Source organism: Chryseobacterium sp. KACC 21268 (genome assembly GCA_028736075.1).
Classification (GTDB): domain Bacteria; phylum Bacteroidota; class Bacteroidia; order Flavobacteriales; family Weeksellaceae; genus Epilithonimonas.
On sequence record CP117875.1, the window covers coordinates 2,444,573 to 2,459,627 of the forward strand.

The 15,055-nt window shown below is 36.2% G+C and carries 16 protein-coding genes; 3 read left to right on the forward strand and 13 right to left on the reverse strand.

Annotated features, from left to right (window positions below; all coding sequences use genetic code 11):
• Window positions 1–20: 20 nt before the first annotated feature.
• The 5 genes from PQ459_11370 to polA all read right to left on the reverse strand — a co-directional run bounded on the left by PQ459_11370 (window position 21) and on the right by polA (window position 4,449).
• The gene (locus PQ459_11370) at window positions 21–371 is read right to left on the reverse strand and encodes an SdpI family protein (GenBank protein WDF45495.1); all 351 of its coding nucleotides are present in this window, start codon (window positions 369–371) and stop codon (window positions 21–23) included.
• 16 nt (window positions 372–387) lie between these two features.
• On the reverse strand, window positions 388–738 hold the full coding sequence (locus tag PQ459_11375) for a VOC family protein (GenBank protein ID WDF45496.1): 351 nt from the start codon (window positions 736–738) through the stop codon (window positions 388–390).
• Window positions 739–750: 12 nt separating this feature from the next.
• Window positions 751–1,020 (reverse strand): YciI family protein, encoded by a 270-nt coding sequence (locus PQ459_11380; GenBank protein ID WDF45497.1) that lies wholly within the window; start codon window positions 1,018–1,020, stop codon window positions 751–753.
• Window positions 1,021–1,049: 29 nt separating this feature from the next.
• Window positions 1,050–1,535 (reverse strand): hypothetical protein, encoded by a 486-nt coding sequence (locus tag PQ459_11385; protein WDF45498.1) that lies wholly within the window; start codon window positions 1,533–1,535, stop codon window positions 1,050–1,052.
• 79 nt (window positions 1,536–1,614) lie between these two features.
• On the reverse strand, window positions 1,615–4,449 hold the full coding sequence (gene polA / locus PQ459_11390) for a DNA polymerase I (GenBank protein ID WDF45499.1): 2,835 nt from the start codon (window positions 4,447–4,449) through the stop codon (window positions 1,615–1,617).
• Window positions 4,450–4,581: 132 nt separating this feature from the next.
• Between polA and PQ459_11395 the strand changes: the two genes are divergently transcribed.
• Window positions 4,582–5,136 (forward strand): pyruvate decarboxylase, encoded by a 555-nt coding sequence (locus PQ459_11395; protein ID WDF45500.1) that lies wholly within the window; start codon window positions 4,582–4,584, stop codon window positions 5,134–5,136.
• Between the two features lie 121 nt (window positions 5,137–5,257).
• On the forward strand, window positions 5,258–6,556 hold the full coding sequence (gene mgtE, locus PQ459_11400) for a magnesium transporter (protein ID WDF45501.1): 1,299 nt from the start codon (window positions 5,258–5,260) through the stop codon (window positions 6,554–6,556).
• 239 nt (window positions 6,557–6,795) lie between these two features.
• Here mgtE and PQ459_11405 read toward each other — a convergent pair whose 3' ends face one another.
• The 8 genes from PQ459_11405 to PQ459_11440 all read right to left on the reverse strand — a co-directional run bounded on the left by PQ459_11405 (window position 6,796) and on the right by PQ459_11440 (window position 14,096).
• Complete coding sequence (locus PQ459_11405; protein WDF45502.1) at window positions 6,796–7,416, reverse strand: inorganic pyrophosphatase; 621 nt, start codon at window positions 7,414–7,416, stop codon at window positions 6,796–6,798.
• A gap of 14 nt (window positions 7,417–7,430) precedes the next feature.
• A complete protein-coding gene (locus PQ459_11410) occupies window positions 7,431–7,940 on the reverse strand; it encodes a hypothetical protein (GenBank protein ID WDF45503.1) in 510 nt (169 codons plus the stop codon).
• 86 nt (window positions 7,941–8,026) lie between these two features.
• Window positions 8,027–8,932, reverse strand: a complete 906-nt coding sequence (locus tag PQ459_11415; protein ID WDF45504.1) for a hypothetical protein — start codon at window positions 8,930–8,932, stop codon at window positions 8,027–8,029.
• Window positions 8,932–9,609, reverse strand: a complete 678-nt coding sequence (gene radC / locus PQ459_11420) for a DNA repair protein RadC (protein ID WDF45505.1) — start codon at window positions 9,607–9,609, stop codon at window positions 8,932–8,934. The genes PQ459_11415 and radC overlap by 1 nt, the downstream gene beginning before the upstream one ends.
• A 24-nt stretch (window positions 9,610–9,633) precedes the next feature.
• The gene (locus PQ459_11425; protein ID WDF45506.1) at window positions 9,634–10,233 is read right to left on the reverse strand and encodes a murein L,D-transpeptidase catalytic domain family protein; all 600 of its coding nucleotides are present in this window, start codon (window positions 10,231–10,233) and stop codon (window positions 9,634–9,636) included.
• A 51-nt stretch (window positions 10,234–10,284) separates the two neighbouring features.
• Window positions 10,285–10,845, reverse strand: coding sequence for a hypothetical protein (locus PQ459_11430; protein WDF45507.1), 561 nt, complete (start codon window positions 10,843–10,845; stop codon window positions 10,285–10,287).
• Between the two features lie 18 nt (window positions 10,846–10,863).
• Window positions 10,864–11,532: an ABC transporter ATP-binding protein gene (locus PQ459_11435; protein ID WDF45508.1), complete on the reverse strand. Its 669-nt coding sequence runs from the start codon at window positions 11,530–11,532 to the stop codon at window positions 10,864–10,866.
• Between the two features lie 236 nt (window positions 11,533–11,768).
• Entirely contained in the window at window positions 11,769–14,096 is a 2,328-nt protein-coding gene (locus PQ459_11440; protein WDF45509.1) for a 3'-5' exonuclease, read from the reverse strand.
• A gap of 134 nt (window positions 14,097–14,230) precedes the next feature.
• On the opposite strand from PQ459_11440, the gene PQ459_11445 reads away from it, so the two are divergent.
• On the forward strand, window positions 14,231–15,046 hold the full coding sequence (locus tag PQ459_11445) for a hypothetical protein (protein WDF45510.1): 816 nt from the start codon (window positions 14,231–14,233) through the stop codon (window positions 15,044–15,046).
• The last annotated feature ends 9 nt before the right edge of the window (window positions 15,047–15,055 follow it).

Here is a 15,055-nt window from a genome sequence, read left to right on the forward strand (position 1 = left end):
TCGGCGTTATAAAAGGATTGTTACAAATTTTTTCCAAATTTCTTTTTCAGATCCAATTCTGTTTTAAGGAGTAAGATAATGGTTAATAAAATAGTCTCCACAATGCCAATCGTATTGATAATAACTTCCTCACTTTTAAAAAACAGCAATCCTAAAATTCCAGTGACAATGAGTATCACACCGCCAATCATCATTATTCTTGAAGATAGCTTTTGAGCAAAATTCCATCGGTCTATATTTTTCATAGAACTACTGGTTCTATATCCATATAAGTAGTTGATTTTCTTTGGCGGAAAAACAAACATCAGAATTCCAGCGAACAAAAATACAGCGCCTACAAGAATTGGAACAGATGTGGAATTGTCAACCATAAACTATTATTTAGAATTAATTATTCTCTCCAAAGGTCAACAATGTTCCACTTGGATCGATCAGCGAAAACTCCTTCATCTGCCAAGGTTTTGTTTCCAATTTTCCGTTGGGATGGATTTCAATGTCTTGATCCTGAGTTTTTTGATAAAATTTTTCAATCTCATTTCTAATCCTGAGATAGATCATAAAATCTGACTTTTCTGGAATCAACGTTTCAAAGCTAAAAAAGTGGATCTCCAAATCCTGATATTTCGTGATCAGATAATCGCCGTGGTCAGCAACAAGTTCAAAACCTAACTTCGAGTAGTAATCAATCGTATTTTCCTTGTTAATGAAAGGAAGTTTGGGTATTACAAGTGATATCATAATCTATTAATTTTAAGCTAGTTCATCATTCCATTCTCTGATGGTCACTTTCGCAATCAAACCTTCCTGTACAAAAGGGTCGTCATTCACAAACTCTTCTGCAGCCTCTTTGTTGATGAAAATTGCCATCGCACCTTCTCCAGGATTAGCAAAAGCACCTGTTCCTAAAACTTTCCCAGATTTAATGAACTCTTCTTCCAACACTTCGTGGCGTGGAAAAACGGCCATAAATTCATCCATCGATTTCTCTGTGTTGTGTTCGTAAAATACTACTGCTTTCATATTGTATGTTTTTTGATTTTAATTATTTTTTATTTCCAATTATTTGCTTGCTTAAAAATTTTATATTCTTCTTTACTTTGCATTATATAAATCATAAAATCATCTAATTCAAGTTTAGTATTTTTTTGACCCATATCTTTTCTGACAAGTTTCAATAATTTAAAATACTTTTTGAAATGATCAACACCATTATTTTCGGGTGTTTGCAATTCAAGTGTCCATTCAGTAAAAACTTGAAACATTTCATCAGAAGCATACAAGAACATATTTCTTTTTATGTCTAAGATTCTTTTTAAAAGTTCTTCATCTTTAAGCTTTTTCCCAATCTTCTCTCCATAAAATGCATCAAAAATAATATATACTAATTCAGAATAAATTTTATATTTCTTTTCTGAAAGTTGATTTTCTATTATTCTTATTCTGTCCTTTTGGAATTGAACTCTCCAAATCAAATATGTTGATAATGTTCCTAAAAGGAGAACTAAAATTTCTTTAAAAGGTATATTTTCAAGCATAATGATTTTTTGAATTCTTAAAATGAAAATAATTAAAAATTTATTTTACAATCTATTATATATAATTGTTTTACACAATTTAATGTGCTTGCAACCAATTATTCCCGACACCAACTTCCACTAGCAGTGGAACTGTCGTCTCAAAAGCAGATTCCATTTCTTTTTTGATCAATGACATCGCAACGTCAACTTCGTCAATCGGTGCTTCGAAGAGCAATTCATCGTGAACCTGCAAAAGCATTTTGGTCTGAAGGTTTTGAGTTTCTAATTCTTCATCGATTTTTATCATCGCTAATTTTATAATGTCAGCTGCACTTCCTTGTATCGGCGCATTCACAGCATTTCTTTCAGCGTGCGCTTTGACCACAAAATTGCTGGAATTGATATCTTTCAAATGGCGCTTTCTACCAAGAATCGTTTGGACGTAACCTTGATCCTGCGCTTTCTTGACCTGCTCTGCCATATATTCTTTCAAACGCGGATAAGATTCATAATAAGAATCGATCATCTTCTTTGCCTCGGTTCTGGAAAGTCCGGTCTGTTCGGCTAAGGCAAAAGCACCTTGACCATAAATGATCCCGAAATTCACCGTTTTCGCTTGACCTCTTTGGGTTTTGGTCACTTCTTCCAAAGGAATATCAAACAACTTCGCCGCAGTGGAAACGTGAATATCTTCGTTGTTTTGGAAAGCAGCGATCATATTTTGTTCGCCGGAAATTTCAGCAATTAGTCTTAATTCAATTTGAGAATAATCGGCGGAGATGATCTTTTTTCCTTCGTCAGCTACAAAAGCACCACGGATCTGTTGTCCCCTTAAAGTTCTGATTGGGATATTTTGAAGATTCGGATTCACACTTGCCAAACGTCCTGTTGCAGCGACTGTTTGCGCAAAAGTCGTATGAACACGTTCATCTTTTTTATCGATTTGACTTGGTAGCGCATCAACATAAGTTGATTTCAATTTCTGCAAAGTTCTGTATTCCAAAATCGAGGCAATGATCTCGTGTTTCGAAGACAATTTTTGAAGGACATCTTCCGAAGTTGCGTATTGTCCCGTTTTGGTTTTTTTCGCTTTCGGATCCAATTGCATTTTATCAAAAAGGATTTCGCCCAGCTGTTTCGGAGAATTCATATTGAAATTTTCTCCAGACAATTCGAAAATTTTGGATTCTAAAACGCGAAGATCATTTTCCAAATCAATACTTTCTTGCGCCAACCAATTGTTATCTAATTTTACACCTGTCGATTCAATCTTCGCAAGAACGCGCATCAACGGCATTTCGACATTGTAGAACAATTCTTCCAGATTTTCTTTGGCCAATTGTGGCGCAAACAATTCATATAATTGAAACGTCACATCCGCATCTTCCGCTGCATAAGCTGTTTGCGTTTCGATATCCACTTCCCGAAGTGTCAATTGGTTTTTTCCTTTTTTACCGATGAGTGATTCGATGGAAACCGGTTTGTAATCGAGGTACATTTCCGATAGATAATCCATTCCGTGACGGCCGTCGGGATTCAGAAGGTAATGCGCGATCATCGTGTCAAAGATCTTGCCTTTAATATCTATATTGTAATTCTGAAGAACTTTAGCATCGTACTTTAAATTGTGAGCAATTTTCAAAACATCTTCGGCTTCGAAAAACGGTCGGAAAAGTTCAATGGTTTCTTGGGCTTCTTCCCTATTTTCAGATATTGGAATATAATAAGCCAAGCCTTTTTTGTAAGAAAAACTCATCCCGATCAGTTCTGCTTCCAGTTCATTAAGCGAAGTAGTTTCCGTATCAAAACAAACCGCTTTTTGCTTGAGGAGATTGTTTAACAGAATTCTCTGCGCTTTCGGATCATTGATATATTGATAAAGATGGTCGTTGCCTTCGATGTTTGATTTTGTGGTGGTTGCCTGATCCAGCTGTTCGAAAGTGGCAAACATATCCATCATCCCATTTTTGTTTGGCGCGCTGGAAGTTTCAACTTTTCCGTCATTAGGATTTTCAACTTCCATCAATTCCTCCACATATTCTTTGTTTGAGAATGCGCGGTAGAGATTTTCATATAATCTTCGGAATTCCAATTCGTCAAAAATCTCTTTGACCTTATCGAAATCTGGCATATCGAGATCGTATTGTTCTTCGATAAATTCGATTGGCGCATCACAAATAATGGTTGCTAATTTCTTAGACAGAAGTCCACGTTCTGCGCTGGCTTCCACTTTCTCTTTCATTTTTCCTTTCAGCGCGTGTGTGTTGGCCAAAAGATTTTCCATCGACCCAAATTCCTGGATGAATTTTCTAGCTGTTTTGTCGCCCACACCATCCAAACCTGGGATATTATCTACCGCATCACCCATCATTCCAAGGTAATCGATGATCTGTTTCGGGTCGTTGATCTCGTATTTGGCTTTGATCTCTTCAACACCAAGAATCTCGATATCGCTGCCTTTCATACTTGGCTTGTAGATTTTTATTTTATCTGTCACCAATTGTGCAAAATCCTTGTCTGGCGTTACCATAAAGACATTATAGCCTTGTTTCTCCGCTTTGCAGGCAATTGTTCCGATGACATCATCCGCCTCATAACCTTCAACGCCCAAAATTGGAATGTGCATTGCATTCAAAATATCATTGATAAACGGTTTTGCCAAAAGAATTGGTTCCGGCGTTTCCAGACGGTTTGCCTTGTAATCTGCATAATCATCGTGGCGGACGTTTGTTCTCCCAACATCGAAGACCACAGCCAAATGTGTTGGGCGATCTCGCTTTATTAATTCGATCAAAGAATTCGTGAAACCAAAAATGGCAGAAGTATTGATACCTTTTGTCGTGATCCTAGGGTTTTTGATGAATGCAAAATAACCGCGAAAAATCATCGCGTACGCATCTATCAGATATAATCTTTTGTCTGTTGAAGTCATAAAAACAAAAGTAAGAATTTTGTGATGATTAATGATTGAAACACCGAAAAATACACTTGTCAAATTCTGTTAAAAAAATCTTAAAATTCGTATTGAATTATTGAAAATTCATTGTAATTTTGCAAAAAACAAATGAAAAAATATCTACGCTCTCTTTTTCTAACTTTCTATCTGTCAAGCCTCCTGATTTCCTGTGCAAATTATGGTGACGCCTTGGTTTACAAAAATAAAGACTTCAAAGTTTCGAAAGTAAAAACCGTTCTCTATTTCAATCCTGAAGTTTTTCCGGATATCAATGAGATCAAAGAACCAACCTACACAGCCTTCTATAGCGCCACGTCTGACAAGATGAAATCTCTTGGGAATATCAAATATCTACAGGTTGACACCCCAATTTCCTTCGATGATGTCGATAGCAAGACCGTGAAAGAGATTTGCGAAAACAACAACGCCGATGTTGCCATCATCCCAAAAGTTAAATATTTCAAGGTGGGATTTGGGAAGTATGTCTTTTCAAATCAGGTAATCGTGAGTATGAAACTTTACGATTCCAAAGGGCATTTTATTATGGAAACTTCGTACGATACGTACAAAGGCAACGGGAGATTGCTAGGTTCTGCATCCAATTCTGTGATCATAGGAACCAAAGGTGCGATCAGAAAAATACACAAAGAACTGACCAACTAGGATTTTCTTCAAAAAAAGCAGTTTTATTCACATTATATTAATCTATTTCTAAAGGTATTCTTTCAGATTTTAATACTTTTGCAATGCAAAATTCTAAACGATCGAGAATCCAGAAATCATATTGAATCCAGCCGACGTCGCAGAATCACTGAGTAAATTGCCAGTGAAAGAACGTCTGTTGCAATTTCTGAAATTACCGAAGTCCGAGAAAGCAGATGTTTTCTCGCACTTAGATCCTGATTTCCAGGAAGAAACGATTAGAAGCATTGCGAGCCACGAGGTTTCTGACATCTTGAACGAAATGTCACCCGATGACAGAACCCAATTGTTTGAGGATTTTCCGGATGAATTGATCAAATCATCAATCAATCTTTTAAATCCGCAGGAAAGACGTGTGGCTTTAAAACTTTTAGGGTACGAAGCTGATTCCATTGCGCGATTGATGACGCCTTACTACGTTCAGATCCGTAAAGAATGGACAGTAAAACGTTGTCTGCAGCAGATCAAAAAAGTGGGAAAAAAAGTGGAAACGCTTAACTTCCTGTATGTTGTTGATGAAAAAAATATTTTGATTGATGACATTACAATCGGTTCTCTCCTATTGGCAGATGAAGAGCAACTGATCTCTGAACTGACCGATGACCATTTTGTAGCCATAAAAACCACAACTTCCAAGGAAGATGCGGTTCCTTATTTTGAAAAATATGACCGAAGTGCTTTGCCGATCATCACAGAAAATGGTGTTTTGGTGGGAATTGTAACAATTGATGATATCCTAGATCAAATCGAATCTCAAAATACCGAAGATATTCAGAAGTTCGGAGGTTTGGACGCGTTGGATATGCCTTACACACAAACTTCCATCTTTGAAATGGTGAAAAAACGTGGATTCTGGCTGATCGTGCTTTTCTTTTCCGAAATGTTGACCGCTTCTGCGATGGGTTATTTTGAAGATGAGATCCAAAAAGCCGTAGTTCTGGCTTTGTTTGTTCCATTAATCATTTCGAGTGGTGGAAACACGGGTTCTCAGGCTGCAACACTTATCATTAGAGCAATGGCCTTACAGGAAATTGGTCTGAAAGATTGGTGGTACGTGATGAAAAAGGAAATCTTCACTGGGCTTTTTCTGGGAAGTATCTTAGGTATTATTGGATTTATGCGGATCGCTTTGTGGCAGAAAGTCGGACTTTTCGACTACGGCGAACATTGGGCTTTCGTAGGATTGAGTATCGGAATTTCTCTAATGCTCATCGTACTTTGGGGAACTATCTCTGGCTCTATGGTTCCATTTGTCCTCAAAAAACTGAAGCTGGATCCAGCAACTTCTTCTGCGCCTTTTGTGGCAACGCTTGTGGATGTTACCGGTTTGATCATCTATTTTTCTGTTGCCGGATTATTTCTGACAGGAAAACTTCTTTAATTACTTTGACAAACACCTCGACTTCTCTGAGTGTGACATTCTAATATAGCGCTACATCGAACCTATCGACAAATCTTCAATCTAGGCGAAGCGCGCCCCGGCTTGAGTGGAAATCCTTTTTTGTTGCGGGAAAAGCTAGGCAAAAAGATTGGGAACGGAAGACGGATAAAGGCGTCCAAAAATTAAAACAAAAATGCCACCTTAGAAAAGATGGCATTTGTAATTGATATGACTTATTCTTATTTCAATTTGTCAACGAAATTGTCTGTGTAATCTTTTTGAGATGCAAGGACCACTTTCTTAGCTTGGTCTGCGCCGTAGATTAGATCGATCTTCACCTTTGCAGGCTCAGTTGGTAAGTTTTTGTAGCTTAGGAAGTAGTGCAAAAGACGGTTTACCTCTGCAGTTGGCAACTCAGAAATGTCTCTGATGTGGCCATAAACCTGATCTTCTACCAATACCGCAATGATCTTGTCATCTGCCTCACCTTTGTCTATCATTTGGAAACCTCCAATCGGGATCGCTTGCAAAAGGATGTTACCAGAAGTGAAGTTGTGTGAGCTCAAAACGCAGATGTCCAAAGGATCGTGATCACCTTCTGTAACGTCTGTTGCGCCAGTTGCTACGGCAAGATTCTTCACTTCTTCTTCGCAATATGTTCTTGGCACGAAACCGTACATTGCCGGGATAATGTTGGAGAATTTTTGCGGACGATCTACTTTCAGGTAGCCACTTTCTTTGTCAACTTCATATTTGATGGTGTCTGTAGGAACGATCTCTACGAAAACGTTTACAATCTCCGGAGAATTGTCTCCAGCTGAAATCCCGTGCCACGGATGGGCTTTAAAGTTTGGAATCATGTATTTTTTAGTGTTTATATTATTTTGTTAAGTTCTTTTCTAAGATTCTCTATCGTATCGGAAATATAATCTTCGGAATTGAGGTAGCTCATCAAGAAAACGGTTTTGAAATCTTCCAGTTTCGAGTTCTCATTCATTTCCTCATAAGTTTTGCGGAGGCTTTGAAGAATATTATTTTTACTGGTAATGATGTCTTGCCAGGACGATTTGGATATATATAATTGCTGAGAAGCATTGTACTCAAATTCCTCGATGATGTTTTTTTCGGTAAGGAAGATAAATTCGTGTGGCTGAAGGTTTTTATCAAATTTCATTACGAGATTTGATGGTTTCAAACGTTCTAAAAAAAGCGTCATTCTTTCCAAAGCCTGCAGTTTAATTTCACTGTTTGTCTTGGTGGCCAGAAAATTGATCTCCTGTTTTTTGAGTTTCATAAAGCCATGAACGAACTGTCTTGTAAACACCAAAAATGGCAAGGCAATGATCATCGCAGCGGCGTAAGGAAAATATTCTGAATCAAACATATCTGAAATCGGACTGCAAAATTAATACTTTTTGATCAAAAAAATGGATTTTTAATTAATGTTAAAAAGAATTATTTATTAAGTTTTTATTTAAGCAGAAATAATGATTTAATAAGCTCTTTGATGACTTGACCTTTGCTATTTTGAATGCATTGATAAGGCCTGAGTTCAGGACGAAATCCACGGAAAAACTCTTCTACAGCGGGAACTTCGCTACCTTCAAAATCAAATATTTTATTTTCTATGTTTTCGGAAATTACTTTATCAATCAAATATGATGATCCGCTGAGCTTCACAAATTCCCTCTCATTGTAAGTTCCTAAAAGCGCCAAAGAATATGTTTCCCTATAGATTGCGATAAGGTTGATAAGTTTGCTATGATAAAAAAAGCCATAAAAATCCAATTGATTTTGCTGATGAAAATCTGCAAGAAGGCTGATGAAATCTTGTAAATCTTTATCTTCTGCACCTAAACCTGTTTTTTGGATAAAACTTTTAACAAGCTCCAAGTCAGGATTTTTCACGATGTCGGAATTGTCAATGACCTCTTGGTCTAGTCGGAGTTTTCTTTTTCTTTTTGGAGAATATTTTTGCCTTACCGTTTCATATTTGTCAGGAAAAATCAAAAAGTTATTCCTCTGTTTTAATGGTTTTGAAAATCTATTGGAATCGTTGAAAGCGTAATACCAAACAATATAATTTTTGTTCAGAAATTGATAGAAAAGATCATTAATTTCGATTGAGTCAACTTTAGAAAATATGCCTAACTGCTGACAAAGTTTTGGATTGATAGCAAGTTTAAAACCTAATTTTCTCACAAAAGGTACTGGCATTACAGCTTCGTAATCTTTGTAAACCAATATTTCCCAATTCTTTTTTGTGCTTATATCGAGAAATATTTTTTCTGCATAGAACTTTTTCTGGACAGAATTTTCTATGCACTTGCTGTATTTTTTGAAATCAATATCTTGATACTTAACTCTTTCTATCATTATAAAATCCCTTCGTCTTTAAAACTATAATAATTATTTTGCGTCAGAATCAAGTGGTCCAGCAAATCGATGTCCAATAATTTTCCAGCGTCTTTTATTTTTTGCGTGATGTTGATATCTTCCTTGCTCGGTTTCAAACTGCCAGCCGGATGATTGTGAGCTACGATAATTTGAGTGGAAAAATGTTCCAAAGCCGTTTTGAAAACCACACGAACATCAGCAACAGAACTCGCGATTCCACCTCGGAAAAGGCAAGATTTGTACAAGATTTTGTTTTGATGATTGAGGAAAATCGCCCAAAATTCTTCCGTCTGCAAATCCGACAGATGTGATTGTAAAATCTCGAAAGCATCTTTGCTACTGCTGATTTGCTGTCTTTCCAAAACTTCCTGCTGAGATTTCCTGTTACCTATTTCCAAGGCTGTGGCAATAGAAATGGCTTTTGCCTCACCAACTCCTTTGAACTTTGTCAAGTCTTTGATTGATAATTGACTGAGCCGATGCCAATTGTTTTCCACGGAATTTAAAATCCTTCTTGCCAGTTCCACTGCAGATTCTTCCCGATTTCCGCTTCCCATAATGATGGCCAACAGCTCCGAATCCGAAACTGCCGATTTCCCTTTCAACAGGAATTTTTCTCTTGGGCGGTCGTCTTCCGCAAGGGATTTTAGGTTCAAGGTTTTTGGTTCTGAGTTTGAAAATTAATTGTAGGCGTAAATTATCAATTTTTTATCAGATTTATCAATATGTTGCTCCAAAATTTTAAAGAAATTATCAGAAACCATCGGGCAACCGAAACTTAAACAAATCTCGTCTTTCTGCTCCACATCCGGAACGCAACTCAATCTGTGCAATACGATGGCTCTACTTCTCGCATTGCTGTTGGTTTCATCAAGTCCGGTCAATCGGTAAGACATCCCGAATTTTCCTTTGTATTTTTCCTCAACGATGTATTTTCCTAATGATGAACAATGCGAACCATCTTTGTTGCTGAACTTCAAAACGCCATTTACTTTTCCATCTTCCGAACCGTCGCCGTGCGCAACCAATGCTTTTTGGATAATATTCCCCGACTTCAAATCCACCACAAAAAATCTGAATTTGGAAGATGAGATTGAGAAATCAATTAAAAAAGCTTTATCCGAATTGTAATTTGATTCTTTGATAAAGGCTTTTAAATAAGCTATTTTCTGAGAGATTTTTGCTTCAGGACTTGCAAACAGAATGGATTGATTTTCCTGGGATTTGACTTCGCAGGAAATAAGGAGAAGTGAGAAAATTAAAAGTAAAAATGATTTCAAAAGAATGTGTTTAAAAAACTAAACGGGAATTTCTAAAAAATAATATTGATGTTATTCGATTAGACTTTTAAAATATCCTTTCGCATTATAAATAGAATCATTAGGCGTAAATTTGATTTCTAATTCAATTTTGCCATAGATACTATCTCCTTTTTTATAATTTGATTTGTTTAAAGTCAATCTCTGTTGTTTTATGATATATGGTTCGGATTCTAAAAAATCAGAAGTAGAAACAACATCTGTATATGATTCTGCTGTTGTGTAAAAATAGTTTTTATACTTCAAAACATTGATATTTACACCCGAAAAACCGTCTCCACTGTTGAATCTTAAAATTAGAAGATTTGGATATTTGGGGTTTAAGGTAGAATTAAAATTAGAACTTACAGTATCACTTTTATTTTCAAATAGCGCAAAATCAGTTTTTACTTTTGCTGATTCAGAATTTATAAAAAAATTCTGAAATATTTTTTTGTCAAGAATTTTAATACCTTTTGATTTATTTATATTCTCATCATAACTTATTTTGTTCCATTTTGAAACAAAGTAAAGTACTCCTAAAACAGAAATAATAAGAATAAATAACAGTATAAGTTTAAGAATTCTTTTCACAAACTATCAATTGAATATCTACAAAACAATCTGCCCATCCTTCATCACCAACTTCCTATCTGTACTTTCTGCCAATACGGAGTTGTGAGTCACAATCACAAAAGTCTGATGATATTTGTCCCGCAAATCGAAAAATAATTGATGAAGCGCATCAGCATTTTTGGAATCGAGATTTCCAGTTGGTTCATCTGCGTAGATGATTTTTGGGGAATTAATCAAAGCTCTCGCAACCGCAACTCTCTGAGATTCACCGCCAGAAAGTTGAGATGGTTTGTGGTGCAATCGGCTGGCGATATTCAAATCTTCGAATAATGAATGTGCTTTTTCCAAAACTTCTTTCTCAGAAATTCCGCCAATTCTGGATGGCAAAAGAACATTTTCCAAAGCGGTAAACTCCGGCAACAATTGGTGATTCTGAAACACAAAACCAATATTCTTGTTCCTGAATTTAGACAATTCACGGTCTTTCATCTTCAGAAAACTGTTGCCATCCAAAGCGATGTCGGTTCCGTATTTATCTGGGTCAGACGGATTGTCCAAAGTACCCAAAATCTGAAGAAGCGTAGATTTTCCCGCGCCCGATTCTCCAACAATGGAAACAACTTCTCCTGCCTTTATCGTGATGTCAACGCCTTTCAGAACTTCCAGAGTTCCGTAGAATTTATGTATGTTTTTTGCTCGAATCATAGTATTGCTTTTGGCTTGTAGCGAATTGCTTTTGGCTTTTTATAATATTAATTAAAAAATATCAACCACAAAAGTCACAAAAGTTTTTTTTTGTTTTCTAAGATTTCAAAAGTTCAAAAAAGCCTAATAACAATCTAATTCTTTTTTGTTCTTTTATAGAAATTAATTCCCCTAAATCCTTTGTGACTTTTGTGGTTACAAATCAAACTCTTTTTGAATGTTTGCCTTTTTTTGTCTTAAATCTTCGTCAATTTAGCAAATTTCAGGATAAGATTTTTCTCGCCTTCATTTTTGAAAATTACTTTTGCTTTGATGTTTTGAGGGTCGGTTCCATCTAAAAATTCAACTGTTCCAACACCAAAACGGTCGTGTCGTACATTGTCTCCCACTTCGATGTCTTGCGAAGATTGCCCTGTAGGATTGATTATTTTTGCCGTTGCAACCGGTTTCAATTGTTTTGGAACTGGCGCGTTGATATTGCGTTCCAGCGTTTTCTTCTCCTCTTTCTTTTTGAAAAATCGAGGTTCGGAAGGCGTGTCATCGAAGATATTGGAATCGATACCGGAACGGTTGATGAATTTCAACTCATTCAAAGGATTGATTAATTCAATATATTTTGAATCGATTTCGCTTAAAAATCTGGATGGTTCAGCATCGGTAATTTTTCCCCATTGAAATCTGGAAACGGCGTACGTGAAGAAAACTTCCTTCTCGGCTCTCGTCAAAGCTACGTAGAACAAACGTCTTTCTTCTTCCAATTCTTCCCTTGTGGACGAACTCATAAAACTTGGAAAGAGATTTTCTTCCAATCCAACCAAGTGAACCACAGGGAATTCCAAACCTTTTGACAAGTGAATGGTCATCAACGAAACTTTGTTCGTGTCGTCGTCCTTATCATTTTGAGTATCAGAAGACAACGCAATATTTTCCATAAAATTGGACAAACTTGGGTCGCCGTCTTCAATCTGAATTTGTTCCTCGATAAAACCTTGCATCGAATTCAGCAATTCCTGAATATTCTCGACTCGCGAAATCCCTTCCGGCGTTTGGTCTTCCTTCAATAGCTTGATGAGTCCGCTTCGTTTAGCGACTTCCATCGCAACATCGTAAACGTTATCGGTTTTCAACATCACCTGGAAGGCCTTTATCATTGCCCAGAAATCTCCGAGTTTTGTTAAAATTCCATTATTCAAGCCTAATTGTGGCGCATAAAATCCAAGATTGTCCAAAACCTGCGTTGTCGGAACATTCTGAGAATCTGCAAAAACAATCAGTTTATTTTGAGTCGTTTCACCAATTCCTCTTGCCGGAAAATTTATGATTCTCGCCAAAGCTTCAGAGTCATTTTCATTAACCAAAAGTCTTAAGTAAGCCAGCAAATCCTTAACCTCTTTCCTTTGGTAGAAAGACAAACCACCGTAAACACGATACGGAATATTCTTTTTTCTCAACGCATCTTCAAATGCTCTGGTTTGAGAATTGGTTCTGTAAAGAATTGCAAAGTCCGAGAAATGGCGTTGTTGCGTATTGTGTTTTTCGAAAATATTGGCAGAGACAAAGTTGGCCTCGTCCGCATCAGAAAGGCTTCGGTAAACTTTTATCTTTTCCCCGACTTCATTCTCACTGAAAACATTTTTCTTGAATTGCTGTAAATTTTTAGAAATCACGACATTTGCCGCGTCCACGATATTTTGCGTCGAACGGTAATTTTGTTCCAATGAAACCGTGACCGCATCGGGATAATCTTTTTTGAAATTCAAAATGTTGTAAATATTCGCGCCACGGAAAGAGTAAATGGATTGTGCATCGTCTCCAACCACGCAAATATTTTCAAATTTTGAAGCCAAAGCCTTGACAATCAAATACTGAGAGTGATTCGTATCTTGGTACTCATCCACCAAAATATATCGGAATCGGTCTTGATATTTTGCTAGAACTTCTGGAAATCTCGTCAATAATTCATTGGTTTTCAACAACAAATCATCAAAATCCATCGCACCGTTTCGGAAACAAGCTTCGACATATTTTTTATAAATCTCGCCAATCAATTTCATATTCGCCTTTTCATCGGATTCCATTAATTCCGGATTGTTGAAATAAGCGTTAACTGTGATGAGATTATTTTTATACTGAGAAATTCTCGAAAGCACTTTCTTAGCTTTGTAAATATCAGAATCGATGTTCAAATCTTTGATGACCTTCTTCATCACATTCAGTGCGTCCTGCATATCGTAAATCGTGAAGTTGGACGGATAACCGAGATGGTGACCTTCGCTTCTCAAAATCCTTGCAAAAACCGAGTGAAAAGTTCCCATCCAAAGCGACTTTGCATCACTTGGACCTACGACTTTTGCGATACGCTCCTTCATTTCCTTCGCCGCTTTGTTGGTAAACGTCAACGACAAAATATTGAAAGGGTCTACGCCATTTTTTATCAGATGGGCAATCCGCATCGTGAGAACTCGGGTCTTGCCAGAACCTGCGCCTGCCAACACCATCAACGGTCCTTGTAATGTGGTAACTGCCTCTAGCTGAGGCTCATTCAATCCTTTCAGATAATCCATTCTATTCTCGAAATTTTAAGATAACAAAAATAGCGTTTTTTATGGAATTTCTTATTCACTATTTTCCCAAAACAATTTAACAAAACAGTCATTTATGCAGAAAAAAATATACTTTTGTCAAAACTTCTAATAATATGAAAAAACTAATTATCCTATCATTTACTTTTTTATTTATTCTGGCTTGTAAATCAGATGATGACGTTGATAATACTAATGAAACACCGGTTCTTTTAACTAAATTCATCAAAAATGATTTTACTTATAATTTAAAATATGATGGGAATAAATTAGTGGAGGTTACAAGCAATCATAACTCTTATAAAAAAAGTTATACATATAATGGAAATCTGATTACTAAAATTACTGAATTTGAAGATTATAATTCTGATGGAACTGTTAATGAAACAGCTAATTTAGTTTATGAAAATGACAGATTAGTGTTGGTCACTGTAAACGGCATTACATCTACCAGCGATATACCTTACACGAGGACATTTAAATATTCGTACCCCAATCAAACTACAATTAATTGTACAAAAACATATAACTATACTTTCGCTGTTGCTAAAGATGAGTTAACTTACACTATTTCGAATGACAATGTTGTACAAGTAAAAGATAAATATTTTACTGATAATATTTTTTTAGGAGAGATTACGGTTAGTAATTCGTACGACGATAAAAAAGAACCTTACGCCAATATTCTTGGCTTCGATAAAATTAAATTATATAATTATGAAACAGATAAATATCTTCGTGGTAGTAAAAATAATCTGCTAAAAGTGATGCAAACAAATGTTTCAGAAATTAATGGTACATCAAAATACAGGGTAGAATACTTTAATAGCTATAATTCTAATAATTATCCTATCCATATTATTGAAAAATATTTTTATTCAGATAATGAACCAGCAATTAATGATGTTACAAGCTACAGTTATAATCAATAAAACCAAAAC

Coding starts and splice junctions, on each gene's coding strand:
- PQ459_11440 (WDF45509.1), bottom strand. CDS start 14,096: ATGGATTATCTGAAAGGATTGAATGAGCCTCAGCTAGAGGCAGTTACC.
- PQ459_11405 (WDF45502.1), bottom strand. CDS start 7,416: ATGATTCCAAACTTTAAAGCCCATCCGTGGCACGGGATTTCAGCTGGA.
- PQ459_11370 (WDF45495.1), bottom strand. CDS start 371: ATGGTTGACAATTCCACATCTGTTCCAATTCTTGTAGGCGCTGTATTT.
- PQ459_11385 (WDF45498.1), bottom strand. CDS start 1,535: ATGCTTGAAAATATACCTTTTAAAGAAATTTTAGTTCTCCTTTTAGGA.
- PQ459_11380 (WDF45497.1), bottom strand. CDS start 1,020: ATGAAAGCAGTAGTATTTTACGAACACAACACAGAGAAATCGATGGAT.
- polA (WDF45499.1), bottom strand. CDS start 4,449: ATGACTTCAACAGACAAAAGATTATATCTGATAGATGCGTACGCGATG.
- PQ459_11445 (WDF45510.1), top strand. CDS start 14,231: ATGAAAAAACTAATTATCCTATCATTTACTTTTTTATTTATTCTGGCT.
- PQ459_11410 (WDF45503.1), bottom strand. CDS start 7,940: ATGTTTGATTCAGAATATTTTCCTTACGCCGCTGCGATGATCATTGCC.
- PQ459_11415 (WDF45504.1), bottom strand. CDS start 8,932: ATGATAGAAAGAGTTAAGTATCAAGATATTGATTTCAAAAAATACAGC.
- PQ459_11375 (WDF45496.1), bottom strand. CDS start 738: ATGATATCACTTGTAATACCCAAACTTCCTTTCATTAACAAGGAAAAT.
- PQ459_11435 (WDF45508.1), bottom strand. CDS start 11,532: ATGATTCGAGCAAAAAACATACATAAATTCTACGGAACTCTGGAAGTT.
- PQ459_11395 (WDF45500.1), top strand. CDS start 4,582: ATGAAAAAATATCTACGCTCTCTTTTTCTAACTTTCTATCTGTCAAGC.